The sequence below is a fragment of the Acinetobacter sp. YH01021 genome (genome assembly GCF_013420255.1).
Taxonomy (GTDB): Bacteria; Pseudomonadota; Gammaproteobacteria; order Pseudomonadales; family Moraxellaceae; genus Acinetobacter.
The window spans coordinates 58,998-72,579 of record NZ_VOYO01000008.1 but is presented as its reverse complement, the minus strand read 5'-3'; the positions used below and the strand labels follow the sequence as shown (position 1 = coordinate 72,579).

Genomic DNA, 13,582 nt, shown 5'->3' with positions numbered 1-13,582 from the left:
TTTTACAAGTATCTGATTGTATAAAATTTATAGTTTTATGCTTTTATTTGCATAGGCTGATCGGTTTTTCCGCGGCCTGCTTAAGCTCAAGTTTTTGTAGAAAATGTGCAAAGCCTGCGGCAATTTTTGAGCTAAGACGACTGCTGGTGGTGACTCTCAGCTGATTCGACCAGACAATCTGCGCGTCAGCTTTTTCTAAACGACGGATGAAATCGACATCTTCATGACAGTCCAGTTGCTGAAACCCATTGACCTGTATATAAGCCGAAGCTTTAAAACACAGGTTTGCGCCATGAACATGCCGATGTCCCATGCTGTCCTGATAATGTCGGAGATAAGCCTGACGGGTTTTCCGGCTTAAATGATCCCATTGATCCAGCTCGACCACACCACAAATCGCATCGGTGGGTTGATGCTGTAACATCATCTGAAACCAGTCACACTGTACAAAAGAATCCGCATCGGTGCAGCAAATCCAATCACAACCTTGCTCGATCATCTGCTGAATCCCCAAATGGCGTGCCTTACCGACATTTCGGAAGTCGCAGCTCATAGCCGGAATGCCCATTTGCTGAACTTTAACGGCGGTGCTATCAGTACAATGGTCCAAGACCACGAGAATCTGGATTTCAGGAAGATTTTCCATTGTTTTAAAGTATTGAAAAAAATAAGTTTGTGCTGATTTTAAGGCTAACAGACAGCGTTCAATATAGGCTTCTTCATTACAGGCCGGAATCACCACACCGATTTTTTTCATCTTAAGCCCTCCTGCTCTGCTACGGATTGCGCTGAATTCATCCAGAGATCTATCAAAAAATCGGAATCCTGCAAACTTAAACGATGGGAATAGTTTAAATGCGCTTTGAGATACTGATGGACATCTTCACCATTTAGGCTAAATCCCGAGATTGGCGCGCGCCAATGACAACTCAAGATACATCCGCCCGGTTCCAGTGCAGTATGCAGCCATGTCAGCACCTGTTGCAGAGCAATCGGGTTCAAATAATATAAAATCTCACTGACGACAATGAGCTGAAATTTCTGTTCGGGCAAATCATCTGGCACGATCCGCTGTAACACCTGTACATGCGGATAAGCTTGTAAACGCTGCTGCGCCAAATGGATCGCAGTATTATTGGCATCCAGACACATTAAGCTATTTGTCCGCCGCGCCAGTTCCTGACTAAAGATGCCATTACTGCAACCAATCTCAATCGCGGAGTCAAACTGCAAGTGCGGCAAGATCGCCAGACAAATCTGCCGTTTGCGCTGTTCATACCAACGCTGTTCATATTGCCAGGGATCTCCCTGATTCAGTGCATATAAGGCATCGAAATATTCCTGATCATAGGCTGCTTTACTGTTCATACATATACACCTCCCAGGGCTGTAAAATACGTTGTAATGCCTGCTCTGGCAGAATCGGTGATTGATCTATCGTCGGATCAAGCTCGATCTGGCTCTTAAAACACCGCGCAGCTCGAGACTTATATTGTAATTCTTCCTCAGTTAATTTGAGTTGATGAGCGACGGTCCAGGGAATTCTGGTATCTCCAGGTGTTGCCCAATGCCATGCCCAAATCAAGACCTGAATACAGGGCAAATGAAGTTCAGTGGCCAGCTGCTGTGTGACCTGCCCCGTAATTTCATGATCTGGATGTCCATCATGAACAAATGTGCTAATTAACACATCATTCGGTTGCAGATAAGATTGCAGATGCTGTTGCAACACATCCCGCTGTTCGGCCACCTTGCCATCTTGAATATCTAAAGCGATCCGCAAGATATTCTGTTTTAAAGGTAACACTTCTAAAGCTGCTCGCGTTTCAGCAGGACGAATCTGGTTCAACTCTTCGGGAGTATATAGACTAGAGCCGGGATGACTGGCTGTCCCATTGGTAACGGCAAAAAGTATGATCTGATAGCCAAGTTTGTCCAGACGCTGAATCAGACCTGCACAGCCCAAAATTTCATCATCAGGATGAGGGGCAATGATGCAGACTCTGGCATCTAGAGGAATAACCTTAGGAATATCAAATTCCGGCATCTGTTGCAGGATCTGACAGGAACGCCATTCTTCAAGTCTTGTGCCTTCACCATGGATGACACGATCCCCTACAATCTCATGTCTTATAACGTCCATAATTGTTCCTCCTGTGCAGTCAGCTCGCCAATCCGCTCCAAGTCAAATGCAGCATGACTTTGACGAATAAATACCGGAAGATCTGCTGCAAGCCGAGCGAAATGCGGATGCTCACAATACGGCCCAGCACCAAGTGCCTTACCTACATGAGTTAGTACATTTAAGGCAGTCGCTTCCACCTGAGCACGTAGGCTACGAATCTTTAACTCATGTGCGTGTTGCGGTTGCTGATCAATCAATGCAGCAACTTGATAAAATAAGGACTGTGTCGCTAAAAGCTCCCGACTAATTTCACCGAGATACATGGCCTTATAGGCATGCGGTTTTAACAATACTGCCTGTCTTAAATATTCAGCCAAACGCACGGTTGCGCCATACCAGCACGCGGCCACACCTGCGGCGCCATGCCAGAATCCGGGCCGATCCAGATAGGCATTTGGAGCTGCGACTTTTCCCACCTCAACATGATCCAGTTCCAGCCGGGCAGTCAAGGTATGCTGCATGCCCACTGCCTGCCAGGCATCCTGATGATGCTGAATGCCTTCTTGTGACAAATCTAGAATCAGTAATTGGGATTGTTGCTGCTCATCACGGTAAGTCAGCAGACCGTGTTGCACCCAGACCGATGCAGAACACCAGGGCTTAATTCCGCTTAGCTTTCCTGCTTGCAATGTTAAAGGTTTGGGACCGCCTTCTGCCGCCCATACTGCCCATAAGCCTTTTTGTTCTACCGGAATATTCAGTTCATGCAGAATAGCTAAAGCATCTAAATGCGATTCATACAGTTTGCCCAGGCTCAAATTGCTTGCCGAAACCTGACTAAGCATCTGCCAGCGTTTTAAGGTTGCTCCAGAAGCGGGATAAGGCACCTGGTCGGAAATCGCCACCAGTTCCATTAAAGTGTGCTGAATTTTTTCTTGTAGCTCCAGAGGAGAATTTTCAAATCGTTGTAATATTGAACCGAGGTTCATGCATGCGGTTCCTCATAAAATACGGATAAATTTGTTTTGTTTGTAAAGTCAGTTAATGAGAAAGCTTGCGCATTTGTTTTAAACGTGTGGTCAGCCCTAATATCTTACGCCGTGCATTAATCTCTTCTTCATTGAAACAGAGTTGCTGCATCAGTTCAGTTAAAGGCAAATGATTATGTTCAATGAGATAGATATCCTGCTCTCTGCTCCATTTGGCTTGCTGTGCTTGTGCTAACAACTTTTTGACGTCCGGTCTCACCATCTCTTCATCCATTTTGAAACCATGAGGATAGAAGCCGGAGCCTCTATCCTCTAACATAAATTGGATCGTTTAGGCAGGAATTGCTTCCGCAATCGCTTCACGCGCCCAGACACGATGGTTCAGGATCAAAGTCTTGAAGCTATCTTGTACTGCTGCAAACTGTCCGTTTGCCAGAGTTCCTTCATCGCTAACCAAGCGCAGATCCTCAATCAGCTTGCCTTTATCACCCAGGAACACGATTGGTTTTAAATGCTTGTAGGCTTCCAGCAGATAATGAGTCGCCACACCGTCTTTCATTACCACATCGTAATTATCACCGTCAGCAATCACCACGGCATCATAGGCAATGGATGGTTCTGCTTTTTGCATACCATCGGAAGGAATCACCTCGCCTTGCTGACCCAGTACCGGGCCCGGTTTTGGGGTCAGTACATCGACCACAGCCCCTTCTGATTCTGCCCAAGCTTGAACAGCTTTGATACTGGCCTCATTGGCCTTGTCGTGCACCAATAGCGCAATTTTGCGTGCCTTAATATCTTCAGGTTTAAATGCCTCAAAAGATAAACGTGGTGAAACCTGCACCTCTGGCAATTTTGCCGCCATTTTCTCTGCCGGAATTTCAATACCCAATTGGTCAGCAACCTGCTGTGCCAAGTCCAGATCGATATTGCAGAGCACTTCAAGTACTTCACGTTCACGAATATATTTGCGCTCCACCTTGCTCAGCTCGAAGACATAGGCATCGACAATGTGCTTTTGCTCATGTGGTGCCTGGCTGCGGTAGAAAAGACGGGCCTGACTAAAGTGATCACTGAATGATTCGCTACGCTGACGGATCTTGTGTCCATCAATACGCTCCTGATAGCTTTCAAAACCACCGCCTTGTTCGGCTGGCGGAGTCTCAGTCGGCCAGTTATTGTCAATCGAATTCGGCTCATAACTGGCTTGACCGGTATGTACAATACGCTGGTGTAAACCATCACGCTGGTTATTGTGGAATGGACAAACCGGCTTGTTAATTGGGATCTGGTGGAAGTTTGGACCACCTAAACGGCTGAGCTGAGTATCGGTATAAGAGAACAGACGGGCCTGCAATAATGGATCATTGGTAAAATCCAGTCCTGGCACAATATGTCCCGGACAGAATGCCACCTGCTCGGTTTCACCGAAGAAATAATCGACATTACGGTTCAGCACCATTCTGCCAATCGGCGTCACCGGCACCAGTTCTTCCGGAATAATTTTGGTTGGGTCCAGCAAGTCGAAGTCGTACTTCATCTCATCTTCTTCTGGGACGACCTGTACACCCAACTCCCATTCCGGATAGTTACCGGAGGCAATCGCTTCATATAAGTCACGACGATGGAAATCCGGATCTTTACCCGCCAGTTTTTGTGCTTCATCCCAGACCAGTTGGGCTAGACCCTGTTTTGGCGTCCAGTGGAATTTAACAAAAACCGCTTTATTCTCGGCATTGATAAAACGGAAAGTATGTACACCAAAGCCTTGAATGGCTCTTAAATTACGCGGAATACCCCGATCCGACATGGCCCACATCACCGCATGTGCAGATTCAGGCACTAAAGAAACAAAATCCCAGAAAGTATCATGTGCAGATGCACCGGTAGGAATCTCGGTCTGAGGTTCAGGTTTGACTGCATGTACAAAATCCGGGAACTTGATCCCATCCTGGATAAAGAATACCGGCGCATCATTCGCTACCAGATCGAAGTTACCTTCATCCGTATAAAACTTGGTGGCAAAACCACGGATATCACGTACCGTATCTGCTGAACCACGTGGTCCCTGTACGGTAGAAAAACGCACAAATACTGGCGTTTGCACACTGGTATTGGTCAGGAAGCCTGCCTTGGTCAGTTTTTCATTCCCCGGATAAGCCTCAAAATAGCCATGTGCGCCGACACCGCGGGCATGCACAATACGTTCTGGAATTCGCTCATGGTCAAAATGGGTAATTTTTTCCCGGAGAATAAAATCTTCGATCAAGGTCGCACCGCGAACGCCTGCCTTGAGACTGTTCTGGTTATCGGAAATTTTAACCCCTTGATTGGTAGTGAGTGCCTGTTCGGTCGCATCACTGCGATATGCGTCGAGCTGTTCACTTTTTTTATTGGTATTTTGTTTGTCTAAACCGTCTTTACCAGTCGCGGGGCTATTGGCCTTAATTTTCATGATGTATTCCTTGCTGAGCTTGAGTTTAGTTCAGATATTTTTGGTCTATCTCAAAGTCGCTTGAGCTTATATATTGCATGGCTTACCGAATCAAAATCATCCCGCAAGTCAATCTGCTACAGCCGATCCTGTATCAGCCTCACATTTCTTCTGAATATGCTGACTCGAAGCATTTTTGCTTTTCTGGGAATATTGTTATTGGTTTCGCCTGTGTCCTAACATAACTGCATTTGAGAAAGAGATTTATTATTGTTTGTAGTGCCTTGTTTAATTAAGGCAGCATTGTGTTATTTTTTATAAATTTCGAGTTTATTTATGATTTAAATTTTTATCTAAGTTATTTATTTAAAATAAAATATTAAAATTTCACAGAGATATTTCGAAATAAAGATTCAGTATGGTGATATGTGATCTTGCTCACAAATAAGCGTCATAACCCAAAACGATGTTTCAATCCTGAAATGATTAGGACTTTTTAGAAGTTCAATTTGCTATGAGAAATTAACGTGCTACCGCTGAAGTATAGTCAAAATTTGACAGATTTAAATAGTTACAATCCCGCGTCCTGCTTATACATAATGACTAAACTTCCTGCCTTTATATTGATCTAATATCTATAACTTATAACCACTTAAATCTCTTAGCCTGTTAGATCAAATACAAAGTCATAGAGATCATTTCATCTCTTGGCTCGGGCTTCAGATACATCCGACTTTATTTTAATACACCGTATCGCGTTAAGTTTGAAGGAGTAAGAGCATGGCCTCTTCTAAAAAAGAATCTAAAGCAATGAAAATTGATATCGGGATTTCGCATGATGATCGCGCCAAAATTGTCGATGGTTTATCCAGACTTTTAGCAGACAGTTATACCCTGTATTTGATGACCCATAATTTCCACTGGAATGTCACCGGCCCCCAGTTCAACAGCCTGCACAACATGTTTATGACTCAATATACCGAGCAATGGAATGCGTTGGACATCATTGCTGAACGTATTCGGGCTTTGGGTTTTGCAGCACCCGGTACTTATAAACAGTTTGTAAAACTCACCTCCATTAAAGAAGTCGAAGGTGTGCCTAAAGCTGAAGAAATGATACGTTTACTGGTAGATGCACATGAAACTGTGGCACGTACTGCCAGAAGTATTTTCTCGATCATTGAAGAAGCCAATGATCAGCCGACTGCTGACATTCTCACGCAAAGACTGGAAGTCCACGAAAAAACGGCCTGGATGCTGAGAAGTAATCTGGAACAATAAAGTCGGATTGAATCTTTGAGATCAAGCTTATTCACAGGATGAAATAGAAACTTGCGGCAGTGCCATTAAAGTTCGGCTTCATCCTGACGCTTTGATTAGATATGATTTACCGGCGTTCAATGATTAGATCAACCTGAAAGACAGAATCATTAAAATTAAACCATCAAAATTTAAGGATGTAGGCAATCGCGTACATCCTTTTTGAATGACGCGTTTATTTCAATCTCAGGCATGGAAATAATTTAAAGGCAGTTTTAAATAAGAAATCCCGTTGTCTTCCGCTTCAGGAAATTGGCCCTCCTGGCTCCTTACAGTACAGCTTAATCTTGATGCGGATTGCTCGAATCACTTTCAATCCGGCCATCGACCAGATTAATGGTGCGATCACAAGTGGCGGACAGGCGCGGATCATGCGTGACCAAAAGTACGGCGCAGTCGCGTTCACGATGCACTTTACGAAACAGTTCAAACATATCAGCCGCGGTCTGGGTATCCAGATTACCTGTAGGTTCATCGGCCAATAATAATGCCGGCTCAGTAATCAAAGCCCGGGCAATGGCCACCCGCTGCTGCTGTCCTCCGGAAAGTTCATTCGGTTTACGTTCAGCAAATTTTTCCAGTCCCACTGCCGCTAGTAAATCACGTGCGCGTTGCATTGCCTGCTGATTCGGTTTGCCATGCGCCATCATTAAAGGCATGAGAATATTATCCAGTGCACTAAATGCCTGAATCAGATGGTGAAACTGAAATACAAATCCAATGCTGTTGCCGCGCAGCGCCGTACGGCCGGTATCATCCATCGCACTGGTAGGTTGTCCCAACAAATACAGCTCGCCGCTCGTTGGTTTATCTAGCAGTCCCAGAATATTCAGTAAGGTACTTTTACCAGAACCGGAAGGGCCAATGAGTGCCGCAAAGTCGTTGCGATCAATGCGCAGGTCAATGCCATGCAAGACCTCCACTTCATTGGGCTGGCCAATATTATAAGACTTGCGTAGCGCTTCCAGATGCAAGACTTCCTGAGATTGTTCAGACATGACGAATCGCCTCCACCGGATCGAGTGCTGCTGCCCGGTGTGATGGCACCGCTGCCGCCAGTACACCTGTTAATGTCGCCAACAATAGCGCTAAAATCACCAGTTCAATCGAAATTGGAATATAGAATAATCCCGGCCCAAAATTATTAAATACCCCCACCAGGCCATAACTGACTATGCTGCCCAGCACTGAACCGAGCAAGCCAAAGATTGCACCCTGAAACAGAAAAACCCTCAGGATTTGCGATTGGGTCGCACCTGTCGCCCGCAAAATACCAATTTCCCGGGTGCGCTGCACCACACTGACGGACATGACGCTGGCAATCCCGAAAGCCACCGAAATTGCGACAAAGACAATAATCATATTGGTCGACAGGCTTTGTGCAGTAATGGCATTCATCAGTTGGGCATTGGTTTCAATCCAGCTTTCGGCTTTTAATGAGGTCAGGCGTCCGACTTGTGCTGCAACCTGGTCTGCCTCAAAAATATTGGCAATGGTCAGGTCAATCACTGTTACGCCACCCGGCAGACCGAGTAAGGACTGCGCCTGCTTGATATCCAGATAGACATAACGCGCATCCAGTTCACGTACGCCCAGTTCAAAAATACCGGCAATATTCACCAAGGCACTATTCTGTTGGCCAGTATCCAGTCGCAACTTGCTGCCGACCTGAACACTGAGGTCTTTGGCCAATTGACTGCCAATCAGTACATCATCCGCGCCAACCCGCAACTGACCACTGGTTAAATATTCTTTTAATGGAATGATCTGCTGATAACGCTCCAAATTCATCCCGACCAAGGCCACTGATTCGATCGCATCACCCCGTTGTACAAAGGCAGGACCAGACACTACCGGCGAGACGGCGGTCAGTACAGGCAACTGGTCTAGTGTTTCGGTAATCTGTTGCCAATTATTGATCGAACGCAGGCGCTGTGCCCGTTTGTCTTCCTGCAATAATTGCACTGTTCCGGCGGGAGGTGACACAATCCGGTTGACTTCATCCGGTGACAACAGGCGTATATGCGCCTGTGTGCCTAAGGTACGTTCGACAATATTGGCTTGCAGCCCCTGAATCAACGCGGTGATAAAGACGATTACTGCCACGCCCACGGCGACCCCGATGGTGATCATGATGGACTGCGCGCGACCCTCGCGCAAAAAACTGACCGCGATTTTCCATTCGATCCAGAGCCGCCCGAATAAGTTTTTCAATCGAAGTTCACCGGTAATTCATTTTTGCTATTGGCCGTATCAGCAGAATTCAGCAATGAGCTCTGTTGTGGTTTTAAGCGAACTCTGGTGCCATCCTCCAATGAAGATTCGGCATCTGCCAGCACCTGATCACCCTCGCTCAGGCCGGATTTCACTTCTGACATGGCCAGGCCACGCAAACCTAAAGTAATCTGCTGACGCTGTACTTTTCCATCACGTACCATTAAGACCACAGCTTTATCTCCCTTGATACTGCTTAAAGCATCATTCGGAATAGCCAGTGCCCGTGCTCGTTTGGCCGTCTCGACATTCACCGATACCGTCATGTCCTGACGCAGAAAATCAGGTACTGGATTGACGGTTAACCTGACTTCTACTGTACCGCGCTGTGGGTCAATACTTGGCGCAATAAAGTTAATCCGGGCCGGGAAAGACTGATCCGGATAGGCATCGCTAATCACGGTCGCATTTTGCTGCAAGGCCAGTTGCGGTAAATTACGCTCATCTAGCGGCACCCGGATTTCTGTATTCCCTGTTAATGCAATGGTAAATAAAGTTTGTCCCGGCTGAACCAGATCACCTGGCTCGACATCCCGTGTCAGTACTGTGCCAGCGACCGCAGCCCGAATCTTAGTTTTGGCCAGTTGAGCCTGTGCCACTGCAAGCTGTTCCCGAAGCGACGCTTCTTCGACTTGACCCGCAGCCAATGCGGCTGCTTTTACCCGAGCTGTCTCATAATTATTGCGCGCGACTCTTTCTGCTTCCACAGCCTGTTCGACTTCTTCCCTCGACAGGATGCCGGCTTCTGCATTACGTCTACGTGCTGCTTCTCGGCTGGCCTGCTCCAGCTGGGCTTTGGCACTGGCCATTTCTGCTGCAGCCTGTGGCCGTCGGCTGCTTGCCAATTCGGTCAATGCCAGCTCGGCCTGTCTGACTTGGGCCAGCAATTCATCCGATTTCAATACCACTAGCAGATCACCCGGTTTAACCTGATCGCCTTCCTGCACCAGACGTTGCAGAACCACACCACTAATTTCACTGCCTACCTGGGCACGTGAGACTGTCGCAACACGTCCGGTCGCAACAACATTTTGTACCAGCGGCATGGCACTCAGCGTATAACTAGGCACCACTGGCCCCTGCCACCAGCGAAATAGAGCAAACCCTACTGCCAGTAGCAATACCATAATGAGCAAAATTTTATAGCGGGCAGCGCGCAATGAGAATCTCCGATTGATTCGTCTAATTTGAAATAAGAAAGTCAAAACTGTATTTGTTTTTTTCCTAAGGTTTAATTTACAACAAGTTTCTAATTGGAATTATAGGTATTTTGTTGAGTTTGAAAAGAATGTTGAATTCCTGTCCGCTTTTTTTAGCTAGCCCTGTTTGATATCAGACTAGTCCATCTTTGGCAGATTCAGACGCGGGATCAGGTACCAGAAAATTGTATTGAGTTTAAGGAAATGGAGATGTGATCAAAAAAACAGGCTTGATCGTGATGGATCTAGCCTGTTCAATCGCTTAGGTGTTAATTGGATATTAGTTAAATGTTAAACAGTACGATGCAATGGCTGATCACGTTGCGCCAGACTTTCGCCCATCGGCACAAGCCGTCTATCAGGATCAATCTTTTGCCAAGGCAGATCATTCGGGTCTGCTTTCATGGCACCAGGCGCTTTCGCGACCAAAATAGCAGCAGCCATGTCCTGAAAATCTGCACGAAAATGTACCGAGCTTTTCACCACGACAATCGTTTTATCTTCAGGCACAACACCAAAAATTCTAAACATATTACGATCGAGCAACTGGGCTTTGTAGGAACTGACTGCAATTTCAATACCATCTATTTCCAGTAATACACTCGGACCGATATCCGCCTCAACGCCATGCATCATGGGCCCGCCATAGCTGAATTTCCCATCGCTATAGGCTTTGATTTTAAATTCAGCGCTAAATGGGACATCCCCCGCAATACCTGATGTTCCGTCCAGTTGCGCATAAAAATGCTGACCAAGCCCAAGCTGATATGCTTGTTGCACTACCACGGGATCTACAATAAGACCAAGCAATGCATTTTTAACCTGATGCCGATGTAGCGCCGATAACATCCCGGTCGTATTCGAATCACCACCGGCTCCCGGATTATCCTGAGTATCTGCAATCACCACGGGTTTGGTCGAATGATGCTGTTGATAAAGTTGAAGTGCCTGCTGCACAGCATGATCGGGTGATAAAAAGTCCATATTCCAATGCGCTTCTTGTTGCAGCACATGGGCGATATAGCGTTGCATGGCCTGATCTAACTGCACAGCATTTTCACTATAGCCCCAGATACAACCGCCACATTCCTCAAAATCTGCCGCCGGAAAACCCGGGGTGAAATTCATCTGGACAGAATTATTTTGCTCTAGCTGTTCAAGTAAATTCATACAAGACTGGGTAGGTTCCAGCTCGGTACATTGTGCATTCAGCGCAATCAAAAATGGCAGCTTATACATTTGCTTGTACAGCTTTTTGCCTTGGAATATTTGATTCAGTAGTTGGGCACAGCGTTGTCCGGTTTGGGCCATATCTACATGCGGATAGGTTCGATAGCAAATCAGTACATCACTATAAGTAAACATCGTTTGCGTGACATTGGCATGGAAATCCAGACTGGCAATTACCGGAATGTCCGGCCCGACTGCTTCACGAACCCGTCTTAACAATTCGCCTTCACCATCATCCACCTGTTCACTGACCATGGCGCCATGCAGATCCAGATATACCGCATCTGCCGGATGCTGCTGGATGCTCGCAATAATTTCATCACAGATCCGCTGGTAAGTGTCCTGCTCTACATGTGCTGAAGGTGAAGTGCCCGCCCAGATTACCGGTAAAAGTTGATAACCGAATTGTTCTGCTTGCTGGATAAAACCGCCAATCGGAATGTTCTGTTCCCGAAATTTCAGGATATCTGTGCCGCGGCTGAGCGGCGGAAATCCCCCGCCCTGGACAAAATCCGCGTAGCTTGCTTTGGTCTGGGCAAAGGTATTGGTTTCATGTTGAAAGCCCGCAATGATGATTTTCTTCATATCTTGAATCCCTCCTAAGCTAAGTATTCATTATTTATCGACGATTAGAGCAGTGTGTGTTGTTTGCTGAGGCGCAGCTTGCTTTTTCAGTCTGAAGGCATAAATCAGGAAAGCGCCACCGAGCATCATGATCACAGCAATCGTGAACCAGCCTGCCAGCATGGAACCGGTCATTGACTGCGCCATGCCCATAATATTTGGACTGACAAAACCACCGAGTAATCCAATACTGTTAATTAAGGCAATTCCGCCTGCTGCCGCACTACCGCTTAAGTATTTCGATGGAATCGACCAGAAAATGGTATAGGCACTAAACATAAAGGCCGTTGCGGTACAGATCGCAATAAAGGACAGCAGGAAATTCGCACTCATCACCGACAACATCAAGCTGACTCAGGCCAATACCGTCGGCACTACACAATGCCATTTCCGTTCCTGCCATTTGTCCGAGCTGCGGGCAAAAATGATCATGAAAATTGCGCCGCATAAATATGGAATCGCCACCAGCCAGCCAATCATCTGCAAATTCTGGATACCGCCCGACTTCAGTAAAGATGGTAGCCAGAAGCCAATCGCATAGATCCCACAGATAATGGTGAAGTAGGCCAAGGCCATGAAATAAATCCAGGGATCCTTTAATACCGCTTTAAAATTACTATGACCAGTGGCAGACTGATGTTGGGAAATTTCTTTCACCAATAAGGCTTTGTCCTCTTGAGACAGCCATTTTGCTTGTGAAGGATGATCGGTTAAATAAAAGTACGCTACGCAACCCAATAGCACGGTTGGCACAGCTTCTAATAAAAATAACCATTGCCAGCCAGAAAGATTATAAATCTGATGGAAAGTACTCATAATTTGCGTCGATAACGGCGCACCTAACATGCCAGCGAGCGGCCCAGCCAGCATAACAATCGCCATCACACGTGCAATGCGTGCACCGGAATACCAATAGGTCAGATAGAAAATCATGCCCGGGGCAAAACCGGCTTCGAATACACCCAACAAAAAGCGCAAGATATAAAACATTTGTGGGGTGGTGACAAACAGCATCGACATGGAGGTCAGGCCCCACAAAATCATGATACGGGTAATGGTTTTTCTGGCGCCGACTTTTTCAAAATACAGGTTGGTCGGCACTTCAAACAGCACATAACCTAAAAAGAATATGCCGGCTGCCATGCCATAAATTGCATCGTTAAAGCCCAGCTCCTGTTGCATTTGCAACTTGGCAAATCCGATATTGATCCGGTCCAGATAAGTAAAGAAATAACACAGCAATAAAAATGGCAGTAGTCGCCAGCTTACTTTCTTGTAAATCTGGTCTAACCGTTGCTGATGGGAGGTCATTAAATCCATCTAAAACTCCTTTTTATCTAGATCTTCTTATTGTTCAAAACAATGTAAGCATGCTCCTGACTTGATA

The 13,582-nt window shown here is 46.2% G+C and carries 13 protein-coding genes; 1 reads left to right on the top strand and 12 read right to left on the bottom strand.

Translation table 11 applies throughout. The features are described 5' to 3' along the window. Positions 1–43: 43 nt before the first annotated feature. The 6 genes from FTT86_RS08080 to katE form a co-directional block, all read right to left on the bottom strand. Complete coding sequence (locus FTT86_RS08080; RefSeq protein WP_180180977.1) at positions 44–757, bottom strand: glycosyltransferase family 2 protein; 714 nt, start codon at positions 755–757, stop codon at positions 44–46. Further along, positions 754–1,368: a class I SAM-dependent methyltransferase gene (locus FTT86_RS08075; protein WP_180180976.1), complete on the bottom strand. Its 615-nt coding sequence runs from the start codon at positions 1,366–1,368 to the stop codon at positions 754–756. Before FTT86_RS08075 ends, FTT86_RS08080 begins: the two co-directional genes overlap by 4 nt. Then, positions 1,358–2,143: a PIG-L deacetylase family protein gene (locus FTT86_RS08070; RefSeq protein WP_180180975.1), complete on the bottom strand. Its 786-nt coding sequence runs from the start codon at positions 2,141–2,143 to the stop codon at positions 1,358–1,360. Before FTT86_RS08070 ends, FTT86_RS08075 begins: the two co-directional genes overlap by 11 nt. Beyond that, a complete protein-coding gene (locus FTT86_RS08065) occupies positions 2,131–3,114 on the bottom strand; it encodes an acyl-CoA dehydrogenase (protein ID WP_180180974.1) in 984 nt (327 codons plus the stop codon). Before FTT86_RS08065 ends, FTT86_RS08070 begins: the two co-directional genes overlap by 13 nt. 52 nt (positions 3,115–3,166) lie before the next feature. Beyond that, positions 3,167–3,376: a hypothetical protein gene (locus tag FTT86_RS08060; RefSeq protein ID WP_044111274.1), complete on the bottom strand. Its 210-nt coding sequence runs from the start codon at positions 3,374–3,376 to the stop codon at positions 3,167–3,169. 69 nt (positions 3,377–3,445) lie between these two features. After that, a complete protein-coding gene (gene katE / locus FTT86_RS08055; RefSeq protein WP_044111259.1) occupies positions 3,446–5,569 on the bottom strand; it encodes a catalase HPII in 2,124 nt (707 codons plus the stop codon). A 759-nt stretch (positions 5,570–6,328) separates the two neighbouring features. Between katE and FTT86_RS08050 the strand changes: the two genes are divergently transcribed. Continuing rightward, positions 6,329–6,829, top strand: a complete 501-nt coding sequence (locus FTT86_RS08050; protein WP_004646199.1) for a Dps family protein — start codon at positions 6,329–6,331, stop codon at positions 6,827–6,829. 320 nt (positions 6,830–7,149) lie between these two features. On the opposite strand, the gene FTT86_RS08045 is transcribed toward FTT86_RS08050, so the two are convergent. The 6 genes from FTT86_RS08045 to FTT86_RS08025 all read right to left on the bottom strand — a co-directional run bounded on the left by FTT86_RS08045 (position 7,150) and on the right by FTT86_RS08025 (position 13,515). Continuing rightward, complete coding sequence (locus FTT86_RS08045; protein WP_180180973.1) at positions 7,150–7,866, bottom strand: ABC transporter ATP-binding protein; 717 nt, start codon at positions 7,864–7,866, stop codon at positions 7,150–7,152. Continuing rightward, entirely contained in the window at positions 7,859–9,082 is a 1,224-nt protein-coding gene (locus tag FTT86_RS08040; protein WP_180180972.1) for an ABC transporter permease, read from the bottom strand. Before FTT86_RS08040 ends, FTT86_RS08045 begins: the two co-directional genes overlap by 8 nt. Then, complete coding sequence (locus FTT86_RS08035; protein WP_180180971.1) at positions 9,079–10,302, bottom strand: efflux RND transporter periplasmic adaptor subunit; 1,224 nt, start codon at positions 10,300–10,302, stop codon at positions 9,079–9,081. The genes FTT86_RS08040 and FTT86_RS08035 overlap by 4 nt, the downstream gene beginning before the upstream one ends. A gap of 330 nt (positions 10,303–10,632) precedes the next feature. Next, on the bottom strand, positions 10,633–12,156 hold the full coding sequence (locus tag FTT86_RS08030) for a M81 family metallopeptidase (protein WP_180180970.1): 1,524 nt from the start codon (positions 12,154–12,156) through the stop codon (positions 10,633–10,635). Positions 12,157–12,186: 30 nt separating this feature from the next. Continuing rightward, positions 12,187–12,528 (bottom strand): hypothetical protein, encoded by a 342-nt coding sequence (locus tag FTT86_RS16100; RefSeq protein ID WP_253143803.1) that lies wholly within the window; start codon positions 12,526–12,528, stop codon positions 12,187–12,189. A gap of 21 nt (positions 12,529–12,549) precedes the next feature. Then, entirely contained in the window at positions 12,550–13,515 is a 966-nt protein-coding gene (locus tag FTT86_RS08025; RefSeq protein ID WP_257229628.1) for an MFS transporter, read from the bottom strand. Positions 13,516–13,582: the final 67 nt, after the last annotated feature.

Excerpts from the sequence above, each read along its gene's own strand:
- FTT86_RS08080 (WP_180180977.1), bottom strand. The coding sequence starts at position 757 with ATGAAAAAAATCGGTGTGGTGATTCCGGCCTGTAATGAAGAAGCCTAT.
- FTT86_RS08075 (WP_180180976.1), bottom strand. The coding sequence starts at position 1,368 with ATGAACAGTAAAGCAGCCTATGATCAGGAATATTTCGATGCCTTATAT.
- FTT86_RS08070 (WP_180180975.1), bottom strand. The coding sequence starts at position 2,143 with ATGGACGTTATAAGACATGAGATTGTAGGGGATCGTGTCATCCATGGT.
- FTT86_RS08065 (WP_180180974.1), bottom strand. The coding sequence starts at position 3,114 with ATGAACCTCGGTTCAATATTACAACGATTTGAAAATTCTCCTCTGGAG.
- FTT86_RS08060 (WP_044111274.1), bottom strand. The coding sequence starts at position 3,376 with ATGGTGAGACCGGACGTCAAAAAGTTGTTAGCACAAGCACAGCAAGCC.
- katE (WP_044111259.1), bottom strand. The coding sequence starts at position 5,569 with ATGAAAATTAAGGCCAATAGCCCCGCGACTGGTAAAGACGGTTTAGAC.
- FTT86_RS08050 (WP_004646199.1), top strand. The coding sequence starts at position 6,329 with ATGGCCTCTTCTAAAAAAGAATCTAAAGCAATGAAAATTGATATCGGG.
- FTT86_RS08045 (WP_180180973.1), bottom strand. The coding sequence starts at position 7,866 with ATGTCTGAACAATCTCAGGAAGTCTTGCATCTGGAAGCGCTACGCAAG.
- FTT86_RS08030 (WP_180180970.1), bottom strand. The coding sequence starts at position 12,156 with ATGAAGAAAATCATCATTGCGGGCTTTCAACATGAAACCAATACCTTT.
- FTT86_RS16100 (WP_253143803.1), bottom strand. The coding sequence starts at position 12,528 with ATGAGTGCGAATTTCCTGCTGTCCTTTATTGCGATCTGTACCGCAACG.
- FTT86_RS08025 (WP_257229628.1), bottom strand. The coding sequence starts at position 13,515 with ATGGATTTAATGACCTCCCATCAGCAACGGTTAGACCAGATTTACAAG.